This window comes from Bradyrhizobium sp. MI1.7 (assembly GCF_055811795.1).
In genome coordinates, this window is sequence record NZ_JBVVPO010000123.1 from 1 (window position 1) to 12,732 (window position 12,732).

12 protein-coding genes and 8 pseudogenes are annotated in these 12,732 nt (G+C 61.1%); 12 read left to right on the forward strand and 8 right to left on the reverse strand.

Translation table 11 applies throughout. The annotated features are described in order from the left end of the window. Together AC0L3X_RS44970 and istA are read left to right on the forward strand one after the other, a co-directional pair. Positions 1–163, forward strand: a pseudogene (locus AC0L3X_RS44970) (IS21 family transposase); the annotation flags it as partial. Between the two features lie 134 nt (positions 164–297). Then, positions 298–1,820, forward strand: a pseudogene (istA, locus tag AC0L3X_RS44975) (IS21 family transposase). A 223-nt stretch (positions 1,821–2,043) separates the two neighbouring features. Here istA and AC0L3X_RS44980 read toward each other — a convergent pair. The 3 genes from AC0L3X_RS44980 to AC0L3X_RS44990 all read right to left on the reverse strand — a co-directional run bounded on the left by AC0L3X_RS44980 (position 2,044) and on the right by AC0L3X_RS44990 (position 2,836). Continuing rightward, entirely contained in the window at positions 2,044–2,136 is a 93-nt protein-coding gene (locus AC0L3X_RS44980) for a Mu transposase domain-containing protein (RefSeq protein ID WP_439035719.1), read from the reverse strand. Positions 2,137–2,142: 6 nt separating this feature from the next. Continuing rightward, positions 2,143–2,337: a hypothetical protein gene (locus AC0L3X_RS44985; protein ID WP_439034120.1), complete on the reverse strand. Its 195-nt coding sequence runs from the start codon at positions 2,335–2,337 to the stop codon at positions 2,143–2,145. 70 nt (positions 2,338–2,407) lie between these two features. Next, complete coding sequence (locus AC0L3X_RS44990) at positions 2,408–2,836, reverse strand: hypothetical protein (RefSeq protein ID WP_439035786.1); 429 nt, start codon at positions 2,834–2,836, stop codon at positions 2,408–2,410. On the opposite strand from AC0L3X_RS44990, the gene AC0L3X_RS44995 reads away from it, so the two are divergent. Then, entirely contained in the window at positions 2,795–3,172 is a 378-nt protein-coding gene (locus AC0L3X_RS44995; RefSeq protein ID WP_473317503.1) for a transposase, read from the forward strand. The genes AC0L3X_RS44990 and AC0L3X_RS44995 overlap by 42 nt on opposite strands. Positions 3,173–3,201: 29 nt before the next feature. Continuing rightward, entirely contained in the window at positions 3,202–3,621 is a 420-nt protein-coding gene (locus AC0L3X_RS45000; RefSeq protein ID WP_473317502.1) for a hypothetical protein, read from the forward strand. A 16-nt stretch (positions 3,622–3,637) separates the two neighbouring features. Here the strand turns inward: AC0L3X_RS45000 and AC0L3X_RS45005 are convergent. Beyond that, positions 3,638–3,778: pseudogene (locus AC0L3X_RS45005) on the reverse strand (IS66 family transposase); the annotation flags it as partial. A 286-nt stretch (positions 3,779–4,064) separates the two neighbouring features. On the opposite strand from AC0L3X_RS45005, the gene AC0L3X_RS45010 reads away from it, so the two are divergent. The 4 genes and pseudogenes from AC0L3X_RS45010 to AC0L3X_RS45025 form a co-directional block, all read left to right on the forward strand. Further along, positions 4,065–4,652, forward strand: coding sequence for a GNAT family N-acetyltransferase (locus tag AC0L3X_RS45010; RefSeq protein WP_439034119.1), 588 nt, complete (start codon positions 4,065–4,067; stop codon positions 4,650–4,652). 147 nt (positions 4,653–4,799) lie between these two features. Continuing rightward, positions 4,800–5,384 (forward strand): hypothetical protein, encoded by a 585-nt coding sequence (locus tag AC0L3X_RS45015; RefSeq protein ID WP_439034118.1) that lies wholly within the window; start codon positions 4,800–4,802, stop codon positions 5,382–5,384. Next, entirely contained in the window at positions 5,333–6,100 is a 768-nt protein-coding gene (locus AC0L3X_RS45020; RefSeq protein ID WP_439034117.1) for an integrase catalytic domain-containing protein, read from the forward strand. Before AC0L3X_RS45015 ends, AC0L3X_RS45020 begins: the two co-directional genes overlap by 52 nt. Positions 6,101–6,650: 550 nt before the next feature. Beyond that, a pseudogene (locus AC0L3X_RS45025) lies at positions 6,651–7,047 on the forward strand (transposase); the annotation flags it as partial. Between the two features lie 225 nt (positions 7,048–7,272). Here the strand turns inward: AC0L3X_RS45025 and AC0L3X_RS45030 are convergent. The 4 genes and pseudogenes from AC0L3X_RS45030 to AC0L3X_RS45045 all read right to left on the reverse strand — a co-directional run. After that, positions 7,273–7,677 (reverse strand): annotated as a pseudogene (locus AC0L3X_RS45030) (transposase); the annotation flags it as partial. 291 nt (positions 7,678–7,968) lie between these two features. Then, positions 7,969–8,094: a hypothetical protein gene (locus AC0L3X_RS45035; RefSeq protein ID WP_473317504.1), complete on the reverse strand. Its 126-nt coding sequence runs from the start codon at positions 8,092–8,094 to the stop codon at positions 7,969–7,971. Continuing rightward, positions 8,036–8,374, reverse strand: a complete 339-nt coding sequence (locus AC0L3X_RS45040) for a helix-turn-helix domain-containing protein (protein ID WP_439034116.1) — start codon at positions 8,372–8,374, stop codon at positions 8,036–8,038. The genes AC0L3X_RS45035 and AC0L3X_RS45040 overlap by 59 nt, the downstream gene beginning before the upstream one ends. A 1,145-nt stretch (positions 8,375–9,519) precedes the next feature. Then, positions 9,520–10,855: pseudogene (locus AC0L3X_RS45045) on the reverse strand (IS5 family transposase). Between the two features lie 169 nt (positions 10,856–11,024). On the opposite strand from AC0L3X_RS45045, the pseudogene AC0L3X_RS45050 reads away from it, so the two are divergent. The 4 genes and pseudogenes from AC0L3X_RS45050 to AC0L3X_RS45065 form a co-directional block, all read left to right on the forward strand. After that, positions 11,025–11,204: pseudogene (locus AC0L3X_RS45050) on the forward strand (ISL3 family transposase); the annotation flags it as partial. A 26-nt stretch (positions 11,205–11,230) separates the two neighbouring features. Then, positions 11,231–11,595: pseudogene (locus AC0L3X_RS45055) on the forward strand (ISL3 family transposase); the annotation flags it as partial. 94 nt (positions 11,596–11,689) lie between these two features. Next, positions 11,690–12,160: a hypothetical protein gene (locus AC0L3X_RS45060; protein WP_439034115.1), complete on the forward strand. Its 471-nt coding sequence runs from the start codon at positions 11,690–11,692 to the stop codon at positions 12,158–12,160. A gap of 194 nt (positions 12,161–12,354) precedes the next feature. Continuing rightward, positions 12,355–12,717, forward strand: a complete 363-nt coding sequence (locus tag AC0L3X_RS45065; RefSeq protein WP_439034114.1) for an MFS transporter — start codon at positions 12,355–12,357, stop codon at positions 12,715–12,717. Positions 12,718–12,732: the final 15 nt, after the last annotated feature.

A 12,732-nucleotide genomic window follows, 5' to 3' on the forward strand; every position in this document is an offset into this window, starting at 1 on the left:
CACGCCGCGGCTGCGGTTCAAAAACCTCGACGAGTTAAACGCCTGGCTGCTCGACAAATGCATCGCCTACGCCAAGGCTCATCGCCATCCGGAGCTGGCCGATCAGACGATCTGGGAGGTGTTCGAGGCAGAGCGTCTCAACCTCGTCCCCTATGCAGGTCGGTTGCGCGTTTCGCGGGATCGTGAGCACGGATTTCAGACGATCGTGAGCACGGATCGTGAGCACCTTTTGGCGGTGCCGGGGGCCGACAACTCAACTGGGCTACGGATTTCTCATTCAGCCAATGAGGAAGCCTGATGCCTACCCAGAGATTGTCGATGCACCGGATCAGAGAAGCCAGGGCCTGACCGAGCGCTTCATCGCGCGGACGTTGGAGTGAGCAATGGCGTCGTCCATGGTTACGGGCGGCGTGCCCGCCTTGCCGGGCTGAGCTGGCCGCTGCCGGAGGGCATGGAGGACGAGCGCCTGGAGCTGCTGCTGTTCCCGACGCCGACGGCAGCCTCGCAAAGCGACCGGCGACCGGCCCCCGATTGGGTTTATGTGGAGAAGGAACTGCGCCGTCGCAGCGTGACACGGCTGCTGTTGTGGGAAGAGTATCGCGCCGCCAATCCCGACGGCTTCGGCTATACTTGGTTTTGCACGACCTTCGAGGCCTGGAAGCAGCGTGCGCGCCCGAGCATGCGTCAGACCCACATCGGCGGGGAGAAGGTGTTCGGGTCGATTCCGCCGGCGACACCATCGACATCTTCGATCCCATCACCGGCGAAGTGCGCGCCATGAAGCTGTTCGTCGTCGGCGATGGGGGCCTCGAACTACACCTACGCCGAGGCGTGCCCAAGCGAGAGCCTGTCCGACTGGATCGGCGTGCATGCCAACCTGTTCAGGTACCTCGGCGGCGTGCCGAAGTTCGTGGTCTGCGATAATCTCAAGGCCGCCGTGACCAACCCCGATCGTTACGATCCTGAATCAACCGAACCTATGCCGAGATGGCCGGCCATTATGGCACCGCGATCCTGGCGGCGCCGCCAAGGCGACCAAAGGACAAGGCGAAGGTTGAGGTCGCCGTCCAGATCGCGCAGCGCTGGATCCTGGCCCGCCTGCGCAATCAGCGCTTCTTTTCCCTGGCGGAACTGAATGCTGCCATCCACGTCCTGGTCGGCGTACTCAACGCCCGCCAGATGCGCGGTTTCGGGTCAAGCCGCGCCGAACTGTTCGCCGAGATCGATCGTCTCAAGCTGGGAGAACCGCCGGACCAGCCGTATGTCTTTGCGCGCTGGAAGCGTTGTCGCGTCGCCCCTGACTACCAGTTGAGATCGACGGCCATTGGTATTCTACCCCTTACCGTCTGATCCCTGAACTCGTCGATGTCCGCATCGCCGACAAGACCGTCGAGATCTTCCACAGGGGTCAGAGGATCGCGAGCCACGCCCGTGCGCCCAACCGCCGCAGCCATGCCACGATCGCCGATCATATGCCGAGCGCCCATCGCCGCTACGGTAAGTGGATGCCGAGAGGGCTGATCGCGGCCGGCGAGAAGATCGGCCCCTCTGCCGCGGCGTTTTTCCAGGGCATCATCGCGGCAAGGCCTCATCCCGAGCAAGGCCTTCGTACCTGCCTCGGCATCCTGTCGCTGACCAGGAGCTACGACAATGCGCGCGTCGATGCGGCCTGCCGACGCGGCATCCTCATCAAGGCTCGCTCCCTCGCCTCGATCCACTCGATTCTCAAGAACGGCTTTGATCGCGCGTTCCTTGACGAGACATCCAACGATCAACCCCTGCGCCACCGCAACATCCGCGGTAAGGGTTATTTCCAGTGAACCATGGAGATCTCAATGCTGATGCATCCCACCCATGAACGGCTGATCGCACTCGGCTTGACCCGAATGGCCGAAGCCCTGGAGGAGCAGCGACGATCGTCAGATCTCGCTGCCTTATCGAGATGGGCGGAGTCGACGATCCGCAGCCGGCGCCCCTCCGATTGCTTATGGACCGCAACCTGGTGCAATCCATGGCGGACCCGCACCTCGCCAGCCGCCGCCGTTACCGCCACGCGCTCGCAATAAGGCGCCACGGTACAGAGTAGCTGTTCGTATCGATCTCGACCGCGCAATCGTTGCCGACGACGCGCCTCAGTTCGCGCTAGGATCCGAACGATGGCTGCCCGCTGAGCGGTTTCAACCGGTGCCCTTCGTCTCGCGCGAAGCGGATCATCGGCGCCTCGCCGGTCGTCCCGTGGATACGAACGTTCGCAACCTCACGCTCCCACTTGGCGAGATGCGCCTCGAACGCCTCCCAGCTCGCAAATGAATGACCCGCGATTGCGTTCTTCTTCACGTAGCCGACGCCATTCTCCGTCTTGCCCTTTGTGCGCCCGTTACGGAGCGCAGGCGCGAGGACGGAAGCCTCAATGCTTCGCGAATGCAATGAGCTTGTCGTTAAGCTGAACCGACCGGCCCACCGCGTCGTGGCGCACCACGAGCGCGCGTGGGTTGTCCATCAGCGCTTCCTCCGGCACGCCGCCGAAGGTCGTGAATGCGCTCTCGAGCCCGGCGAACCAGTGCTCTTGCTTCTCGGCTCGGAACGCACGCACAGTAAGCGCTGTTTCGGTCCCACCTTCCATTGAAGGCGTCGAGCGAGGAATGATCGATCTCTGATTGGAGATCGGCTTGTGTCTAAGCTTGAACATATGCTTGAGCCCAGGACCTCGGTTCGTCTGGTCGAGGTCATCACGGAGAGCGGCCGACGCCGGCAGTTCTCGGCCGACGACAAGGCGCGGTTCGTCGAGGAGACGCTGGCCCCGGGAGCCGTGGTATCGGAGGTCGCGCGGCGGCACGGATTGTCGCCGCAACAGCTGTTTACGTGGCGCCGGCAAATGCGACAGCCGGTTGCGATCCCTGTGGCTCCCGAGCCGCAGACGTTCGTGCCCGCTGTCGTTACCCCATCGTCCACGCCGCCGGAGCGCTCACCGCGGCAGCGCCGACGCCTCCGGAAGGCGCTCGAGGGCGCCGAGAACAGCAGCACATGTTCAAGGAGCCATCCGACGTGGCATCGATCAGCCATTGTCATGTCTAGCAAGGATCTTTGCACCGCGCACTCCGACGGAAACCATGGGATGAAGGGCGTGAGTCGACAGAGGTTCACGAACCCCCCTAAGATATCGAGCGAGTAAGTTCGCGGAAGCTGGGTACGGGTGGGGCAGTGAACTTCCAGGTGACGGTTCTCAAGGTGCTGGTCAGCTATCCAGACGGATTCGCCGCCATGGCGGACCTCAAGCGAGATATGGCGATTCTAGCCACGAGCGGACCGGACTGGGCCGAACGGACGAAGCGATTGGCAGTCCGCGTGCCCGACTTGGATATCTTCTCCCAAGGACTCATTGAGCGGATGAACGGCGGCTGGCGTGTCACTGATAAGGGACGCGCGGTTCTCGAGATCAAGGAGGCTCGGCCCGCACCCGCTCAACAAGCAAGAGAGCTGCCTGAGGTCCTCGCGGCCGAGGAGCCGGCGCCAGCCGCGACTCTGCCGCCGATGCCTTCGATAGGGCCGGTTCGACGCATGCGGGAACGAAGGCGACGCCAACGCGATGCTGCACGGCGAAGCCAAGCGAGCGCGCCGTAACGAAGCTCCGTTCACGAACAGCGCATTTCCGGCTGTGCGTGATCAGACGGATCGAACGTTCGATGATGTTGTTGTCGAGCTCGATGCGGCCATCATCGACAAAGCGCGTCACACCCTGCCAGCGTGAGGACGTCCAGCGGATGGCGACGGCGAGCTTGGCGTTTAGTCGGCTAGCCAGTATTGAAGTTGGCTGCGGGTAATCCTTAGGGCGGGGACATTGTTTAGAAGGAATGCCAAAGCACCTACCTGGCCTGGCAGGTTGCTAACTATCCTGCCGTGCGTAGACTGCTCGAGCGAATGCAACTCGCGACATCCAGCGAAACAAGATCACTTTGCAAATGCTCATCCGCCGATGAGTCCTCGAGGGTACATCCATTCAGCTCACGTCCAGAGGTATCGGTGCTGCGCTCTAAATTCACAGCTCTGCGCTCGAAAGCGCCATCATGACAGCTGAGCCGGGCGTCACCTCAGCGAACGCAAGCATGCGAGCAAGAATCGTCTGGACAATCGTCCTCGGCTTTGCCGCCGATCCGTTGATGCGTTGGACTTGGCCGGACCCCGGGCAATACGTTAGCAGTATGACTCAGTTCATCAAGGCCTGTGGCGGGCGAGCATTCGAGCATGGCACAGCATACGTCGCGGGAGAAAGTCGGGCGGCCGCCCTGTGGCTACCTCCGCGCATCCATCAGGATGAGGATGCGCTGGACGCAATCATGGCGCGGTCACTGCGCCCGGAAATCAGTGAACATATGGCACATCTGCGCCAGGGAATCGCCGAACATCATCCCTCCGAGGCACATTGGTTTTTGCCCCTCATCGCTGTCGATCCGAGCTGGGTCGGACGAGGGCTCGGTACATTGCTGATGAGATACGCTCTTCAACGATGTGATGAGCAGGGCATCGCTGCCCACCTCGTAAGCTCGAATCCTAAAAACATTCCCTTTTACCAACGTCACGGGTTCAAGATTATTGGAAAGATACAGCACGGTTGCTCGCCGCTGCTCACGCCGATGTTGCGAAAGGCGAATTGAGCGGAATTCGTAGACGCTTCGCATGCTTCGGCTCCCCGAGTGTCCTGGGAGACGCTGAACTGACCCGCATTGCCTCATCCAGAATATTACTGGACAACTTCTCGCCGACGATTGGGTCGGTGCCATCGAATTGGTTCGGTGGCGTCTATGGCGGGAAAGATCAGCATGGGCGCCCGGCGCGAGGTGGTGTCTGCGGTTACGGAGCGTTACCGGTCGGCCAAACGAGGTGAGAAGGGGCGGATCCTCGACGAGTTGTGCGCGAAGACGGGCTGGCATCGCAAGCATGCGGTGCGCGCGCTTCGGCGGAGCGCAACGGTTGGACCGGAGAAGATGGAGGCGCCCGGAGAGCGCAAGCGCAGATATGGCGCGACGATCAAGGACGCGATGACGGCGCTGTGGGAGGCGTCGGATCGGGTATGCGGTAAGCGGCTCAAGGTGATGATCCCGACCTTGCTGCCGGCGCACGAGCAACATGGCCGATTCCAGCTTGGTGAGGCCGACCGTGATCCTGTTCTGGCGATCAGCGCCGCAACCATCGACCGCTTGCTCGTCGATGTGAAGATTACGGCGAGCGGCGGCAGGCGGCGCCGTGCCGGATTCTATTCGGCAATCCGGCGCGAAGTCCCGATCCGCACGTTCAATGACTGGAACAGCCCGGTACCCGGCTTCTGCGAGGTTGATTGGTCGCGCATGGCGGCACGTCGGTGGCCGGCTCGTTCATCCAGACCCTGACGATGGCCGATGTCGCCACGGGCTGGACGGAGTGCCTGCCGTTGCTGACGCGGGAGGGTTCGCTGGTCGTCGAGGCGATCAACCGCGCCCAGAGCCTGTTCCCCTGGCTCTTGCGCGGCGTGGACTTCGACAACGACAGCGCCTTCATGAACGATGTCGTCGTGCCATGGTGCCGCGAACAGAAGCTCGAGGTCACACGCTCGCGCGCGTACAAGAAGAACGATCAGGCGTTCGTCGAGCAGAAGAATGGTGCGGTCGTCCGCCGCCTCATGGGCTATGGCCGCTTCGTTGGCGTCGAGACGGCGCGCGTGATGGGCCGCCTCTATGCGGAGGCATGGCTCTACGTCAACTTCTTCCAGCCGTCGTTCAAGCTGAAGGAGAAGCGCCGCGAAGGGGCTAAAGTGATCAAGCGCTATCATCCCCCGTCGACGCCCTATGAGCGCGCATTGGCGCATCCCAAGGTGACCGCGGCCGTGAAGAAAGGGCTGCGCGATCAGTATCGCTCGCTCGATCCGGTCGGGCTGTTGGCCGAGATTCGCGCGACCCAGGACGAACTCGGCAATCGCGTCGATCGTCGTGCCGGACAGGCGTGGCCTGCAACCCGCTTGCACGAGCACCGCGCCGGCGACCGCAGCGACGTTCGCGAAGACGCTCGGCAAGACGGCGACGGTCGCCGAGCCGCGTGCCACGCACCGGCGCACCCGTCGGCCCTATAAGAGGGTTCGCATGCCGTCCAAGCTCGACCCGCATATTGCTGCGATCGAGGGTTGGCTCGTCTAGCAGCCGCAGTTAACTGCACTCGCCATCGTCGGCCGGCTGAGCGAGAAATACCCCGAGGAGTTCGGAACGAGACAGCATTCGATCGTGCAGCGGCTGCTCAGGACGCTTAGACGGAAGACGGCCGAGCAATTGGTCGCGGAGGAGCCGCTCGGCGCCGCCACGACCGCTGCCCCATAGCCCGAGCCGCCCACAGCCCCTCTCGTCGAGCAAGCCGGGAAAGCCACTTGGCGCGGCCGATCAGTCGACATCGGATCGTCATCGGCAATTGAGCTATCAGGGTAACATTCGCTGATGCGGCAATACGACGGGTCAAATTTGCAAACGATGACGTAATTGCGGTCGGCGCCCGCGGCTTGAAAGGTCCGCTATCTTCAAGCCTTCCCGCAATCTCGCAAATCGGAGTGGGCTATGAAGCAATATGTTGGGCTGGATGTCTCGCAAAGCAAGTTCGATAACGAAGTCCGCCAGTTGGCGAAGTCGGATGAGACGACGCGCCGCCTGATGACGGTTCCTGGTGTCGGCGTGGTGACCGCCTTGACCTTCCGCCATACGATCGACGACCCATCGCGCTTCCGATCGGCATCAAGCGTCGGCGCCTATCTGGGTCTTACGCCTCGACGCAACCAGTCTGGCGAAACTGACATCAATGGCAAGATATTACGATGGGGCGACCGTCTTCTCCGAACTTACCTGTACGAGGCGGCGACCGTCCTGCTTTATCGAACGAAGAAATTGTCCTCTCTCAAGGCTTGGGGCATGAAGCTCGCCAAGCGAAATGGCATGCGAAAGGCAAAGGTCGCCATCGCGCGCAAAATCGCCTGTTCTTCACTGTATCTGGGGCGACGGCACATCGTTCGATTGGGACCAGGCGAAGGAAGCCTGATCAGATCTTGTAAAATTCCTGGTCCGGTCTGCCGGACTGGCGATGTCCCGCTGGGACGGTGTTGTGGCGACCTCGGTCAATCGGCTGCTGGCGCCTCGACCGCACTCCGCTGCAAACGTTGAGGCGCCCGACCCGGACATCATCATGAGGCGCTGCGCGACCTCGGAAAGGACCATGACCCCAGCGAAGACATCAACCAGCCCCGGCGATCCAATGCCTAGCCGGCTAAGCACGTATCAGCCGCGCCCGCGCCGTCTCCGCAACCCGGACCAGCTCCGACGGCGCGAGCACTACCACCGTGCCGTGGGCGAGTTCAGAAATGTAAACTTGACAACAAACCGCAATTAAAGGGCGATTGACATTATAAGACCATGTGTGGATGACGGGGTGGCGATTGACATCGTCGATACCGGCCATGATGCGCTCCTTGAGCTCATGTTTTGATGCGACCCGGATGTGGCGCAGGACCGAACGAGCGAACTTGGAGAAGAAGCCCTCGATGAGGTTGAGCCACGAGCCGTGCTTGGGCGTGAAGGTGAACTCGAAGCGCCCGCTTGGTCGGGTAGCGAACCAGGCTTTGGTTTCTCTCGAGATGTGCGTGGAATGATTGTCGAGGATCAATTTGATCGGGTGCTCCTCGGATAAGCGGCATCGAGAAGTCTGAGGAGTTCTATGAACTCGCGGCTGCGGTGACGGTCTCTGACGAGAGCGTGAACTCTGCCGGTGAGCAGATCAATCCCGGCCAATAGGCTGAGCCTGCCGTGCCGCTTGTACTCGTGGTCGCGCGCAAAGCCGGCGTGGATGCCGGGTTCGGGCGGCAAATCCGGCGCCGTCGTTGCGATGGCCTGGATTCCGGCTTTTCGTCGCACGACACGATCGCCACCGGCTTTCCCCGTCTCTTCGACTTGGCAGGGGCTTTTTTCAGGACTGCGACTTCACGACGCACAGGACCTCGGCCATCTTCCGTTCGAACTCAGCATGGCGATTTTCAAGATAGTAGCGCACCTTGTGCGGCTTGATTTCCTCCTTGCCGAGGGTCTTGCACAAGGACCAAATTGGTCAAGCATGCATGCCCTGCAGCCGGCCCGTGTTCGCGCGCATGGCGCGCCAACAGCCGCGTCGTCCACAACTCATGTGGATAGCCGTGGTCCTTCGCCTTGTCACACGCCAACGACACCAACCAGGCTTTGGCCTCAGGCGTGATGGTTGGTTCCTTGCCGGGGCGGGGGCGATCGTCAAGGGCGGCCAGCGGGCCATCGCCAGCGCTCGCTCGACACAGCGCTGCACCGTCTGATGATGGACTCCAAGTCTTTGACCTACTGCGCAAAACGACGGATTCTCGCGATACGCCAGCAGCATCTGCGCCCGCGAGACCCGGTTCGCTAGTTCAGTTCTCGACCGCGAAAGAGCCGCCAATGCTGCGATCTCTTCGTCGGCCATCGCCAACTGGACCGCTCGCCGCCCTCCAGCCATAATACAGCTCCTCGTTTCGCCGACCGCAAACGAGGAATCCACCAACTGCCCGTCCGTTCCACCCATTCAGCCGACTCCAGCATCGCAGGTTTCATGGAATCGATTTTCTAGTGTGCGAGCGGCAAGGCAGGCCGAGCTCTTACCAGAAATGGTAGGTTCGTTCTGCGCAGGACTTCGCTATGAGTAGAGCCGCTTTTTCAGACGTATGCGTGACCAGAAGCACTCGGAAACGGGCGACTAGTGGTAGTAAGTCATCAACCTGCAGTAATGGAAAACGACATGGCTAACCCACGCCAGGAGGACAAGTCCACACGTACAAGCGATGCAGCTCGACGGCCTCGGAGCTGCGCCATGGTGCGCCCCGGTGGATCACCTCGGCCTTGTAGAGACCGTTGATGGTTTCGCCGAGAGCATTGTCGTAGCAATCTCCAACCAGATGGCTGAGTACATTCAGTGGCTTGCGTCTAAGGGAGAGCGCTCGTGTTTCGGCATGGAACAAGGCCGTATTCGGGGTAATCCGGCGTCCAATCGGGCTCTGAATTCACTTTTCATGAAGTTCAAGCGCCGGCTCGCGTTGGTTTCACGAAGGAAACTATATGATGCAACGAGCCCTACATCCATCGGCTCTGGTACCTCGCGGCTGGAGTGGCGCACAACCGTCACCGTACCTCCCCCACGAGGGGCACGAGTTTCGGTTCCGACTGCGGGACCAGTTCTAGGCGAATACATAGCCAATATCAGCGCCCTAACCGATCTGCCGCTGGCGGGAGGCAGGTTCGCCTAGTGGTCGTGGCGCGCCGCTTCGGCTGCGTTACCATTCTGTGCAGCCTGCGTATTTTCACCGAGCGCTTCGATGACCGCGCTCTGGCACGGTGGGCGCGGCGAACGAGCTGGCTCGATCTGATCGTCCATCACCCTGGCCTTGCCTTGGGAGGCCGCCCGGCGGCGCGTTTTGCCCGTGGACTTAGTCGTTCGTGAAGAACGTCCCTGAGCACCGTTTTACGCAAGGTGTGGTTGCGATAGGTGGCGACAGAGTATCCATAACAGGCCGCATAAAAGTTCGGTGAGCCAGCGGCGGAGCAGGCTGAAGTTGTAGCCGGCGGCGGCGAGCACGGCGTTGGTGCGGTCGCCGTCGCGACCCTTGAGATGGTTACGGCGCATTCGGTGGTCGTCCTTGAGATGGCCGATCACAGGCTCGACGGCGGCGCGACGCCGCATCTCGCGGCGGATGGCTTTGGTGACACGGCGAACCTGGCCGCTGATCCAGACCTTGAACCGGTCGGGATAGTTGTGGCCGCGGTAGCCCTTGTCGCCGTGGATGCGGCGCGCTGCAACACCAGTGAGCTTTTCGAGGTCGGCGATGACGGGACCGAGCGTGTGGCCGTCATAGGGATTGCCGTGCAGGGCCTTGGCATGCAGTACGAACTGCCCGCCTTTGGGCGCGGTGGCAGGCGTGGCAATCGAGACTTTGCAGCCAAATTCGTAAGGTGCCCGGGCCTTGCCTTTGCCGATGCACTCCACCTCGGGGGCGTGCAACGAGTAGACCTTGGGACCGCGCTGACGCTGCTCTTGATGGCGAACCCGGTGGGCGAGATCGAGCAGCGGACCAAAGCGATCCTCAAGCGCAGGGTCGCCCTCGATCTTGCGTCTGATGTCACGGATGATGCGGCCAAGCCGGGTGCGCAGGAATTTGAGCTCTCGCCGGGCACGCTTGAACTGGTGGGCATGCGTGTAGCGTCCCACCATGATGGCGGCGCGCCTGGCCACGCGCAGATAGCTTTGGCGCAGTTCGACGCTCTCGCGTTTGGCCAAACCGACCAGCTTCTCGATCGCCCGGTGCATGAGCCGCGCATCGCTCGGATGCGCGATCGCCTTCTCCTGTAAGGTGGTATCCACAACGACCCGCTCGAGATCTTTGGTCTCGATTGCCCCAGTTCGATGCGCCACCGAGAGGCTTTCTTGCAACAGCGCGGCGATCTGCTCCTCACCCAGCCGCTGGCGCCAGCGGGTCAGCGACGAGCGATCGAATGGCATGTCGTGCCGGAACAACACCTCGCCGCAGAAATACTGAAAATACGGGTTCTCGACCCCACCTGTCGCACAGCGCCTCGTCAGAGAGATTGTGCATGTGCTTGAGGATGAATAGTCCGGCTACCAATCGTGTCGGCAACGGTGGCTGCCCCGGCCCGAGGCGACAGACCGAACTGAAGCGTCTCGCCAGGAAGTCCCAATCGATCTCCGCCGCCAGACGCACCAACGGATGGCGAAGGTTGATGATCTTCTCCAGAGATGGACGAAACAGATCGTCCTGACGATCGTCGCGCGGATGGCTCATGGGTTCTCCCCAACAGCGAATCTCGCCGTCAAAGGAATCACGAAGCCGCCCAATCCGGAATCCAAAAACGCAAGAAAACCAGGACCTACCCACGGCTTTCTTGCAAAATCGAATACTTGCTCGCGTCAAATCACTGCGACAGATCAATCGCTTCCGAATTCTTCACGGACGACGACTTATGCTGCCCGTGAGCAACGACACAATGCTTCGGGTGGTTAGGAGGCGCGGGTATCAGCCCTTTGCTGCGCCGAGCGTTATCGGCATCGAGGATTGGGCATGGCGCCGCAATCAGCGGTACGGAGCAATCATCCACGACCTCGAGCGGCGACGACAGATCACTCTCCTACCCGAGAGTCTCGCGGAGACAGTACAGAAACGATCGCCCGCCAGATGACCAATGGCGGCGATACTCAATCAAAGTCAGAAACCGTCACCATTGCGGCGATTGAGCAAGGCGCTCCTCTCCTGGCGGAAGCTCGAGAGATCATAGGCGCTTTCCATGCGATGATCCGCAACAAGGCTCACGGAGAGCTTGGACCATGGTTGGAACGAGCATGCGCAAGCCTCATGTCTTTCGCCAGCGGCGTCATTAAGGACAAGGCCGCCGTCAGCGCAGCGATCACAACGTTTTGGTCCAACCGAAAGACAGAGGGCCCGATCACCAAGCTCAAACTAGTCAAGCGCAAAATGTACGACACGCCAAGCTCGACTTGCTGCAGGCTCGGCTGCTCGGCACCACATGGCCAGTGCTGCATCAAAATTGCGTCAGAGCCCCCTTTGGACCCAATCGGGGGTCCCAGTCCAATACCGATTGACACTTTCGCCGCTGTCGAGATGGCGCGGCCCTGGCACGCCAGGATATTGACGCCTGGGCTTGGTGGACCGGAAAACGGATATCCTCCTTCGCCTTTTGCCGTAGTTTTTGCACAGGCCCACACGCTCGGATGGAAGACGACGGCGCATGCTGGCGAAGAAGGCCCGTCAGACTATGTGGCTGCGGCGATCGGCAGGCTAGACGTCGGCCGCATAGATCATGGCGTTCAATGTGAGGCTGATCCGCGGCTGATGCGACGCCTTGCCCGAGAAGGGCATTGCCCTTGCGGTGTGCCCACTCTCAAAGTCGAACTGAAGGTGTTTCCTCCGCTCGAAGAGCACAATCTTCTCGGCTCTGCATGCTGGCCTCTACTTCAAGGTCGACTCCGACGACCCGGCATATTTCCGGAGTGCTTGGACGACACTCGTTGTCCGATCGACGGAGGCAATGGGCTTGACCGCGGACGAGCAACTGACCGTGGCAGACAATAGCCTCAGGACCGCGTTCATGAATAACAAGTACCGGCTAATCATCGACAACATGAGACGGCCGGAATCTTCTCACTCTGGGGTCCGATAATGACGAGCGACGGTACAGATTCTTCGCTCCGCATCTGGCTCGCCGTCATCGTGCTGGCATCGCCTCGTTTGATAGTGTCTCGGCAGAGTTAGCACCTATCGGGCTGTTGTCTCAGATTGCTCGCGACCTAGGACGCGATCAGGCAGCGGTCGGGCTCATCGTGAGCCTCTATGGCTGGATCGGTGCTGCGAGCGCTCTGTTGTCGCCTGTTCTGCTTCAGAAGTTTCCTCGCAAGCCGTTACTCATCGCCTTTATGCTTATTCTTTCCGCAACCAATGTTGCGGCGATGATTTCTCACAGTTTCGAAGGGCTACTGTTGGCACGCACGGTGGGCGCTGTCGTTCACGGTTTCTATTGGGCCATGGCGGCTGCGGTCGCGTCTAAGATTGCCCCGTCCCGCCGTATGGGGAGCTATCGCCAAATTTTGGTGACGGCCGGGGCCGGTCAGGCGGCGGCGGTTGTGGGCTGACGGTCGGTCGGCTTT

Excerpts from the sequence above, each read along its gene's own strand:
- AC0L3X_RS45010 (WP_439034119.1), top strand. The coding sequence starts at position 4,065 with ATGACAGCTGAGCCGGGCGTCACCTCAGCGAACGCAAGCATGCGAGCA.
- AC0L3X_RS45060 (WP_439034115.1), top strand. The coding sequence starts at position 11,690 with ATGGCGCGGCCCTGGCACGCCAGGATATTGACGCCTGGGCTTGGTGGA.
- AC0L3X_RS45015 (WP_439034118.1), top strand. The coding sequence starts at position 4,800 with ATGGCGGGAAAGATCAGCATGGGCGCCCGGCGCGAGGTGGTGTCTGCG.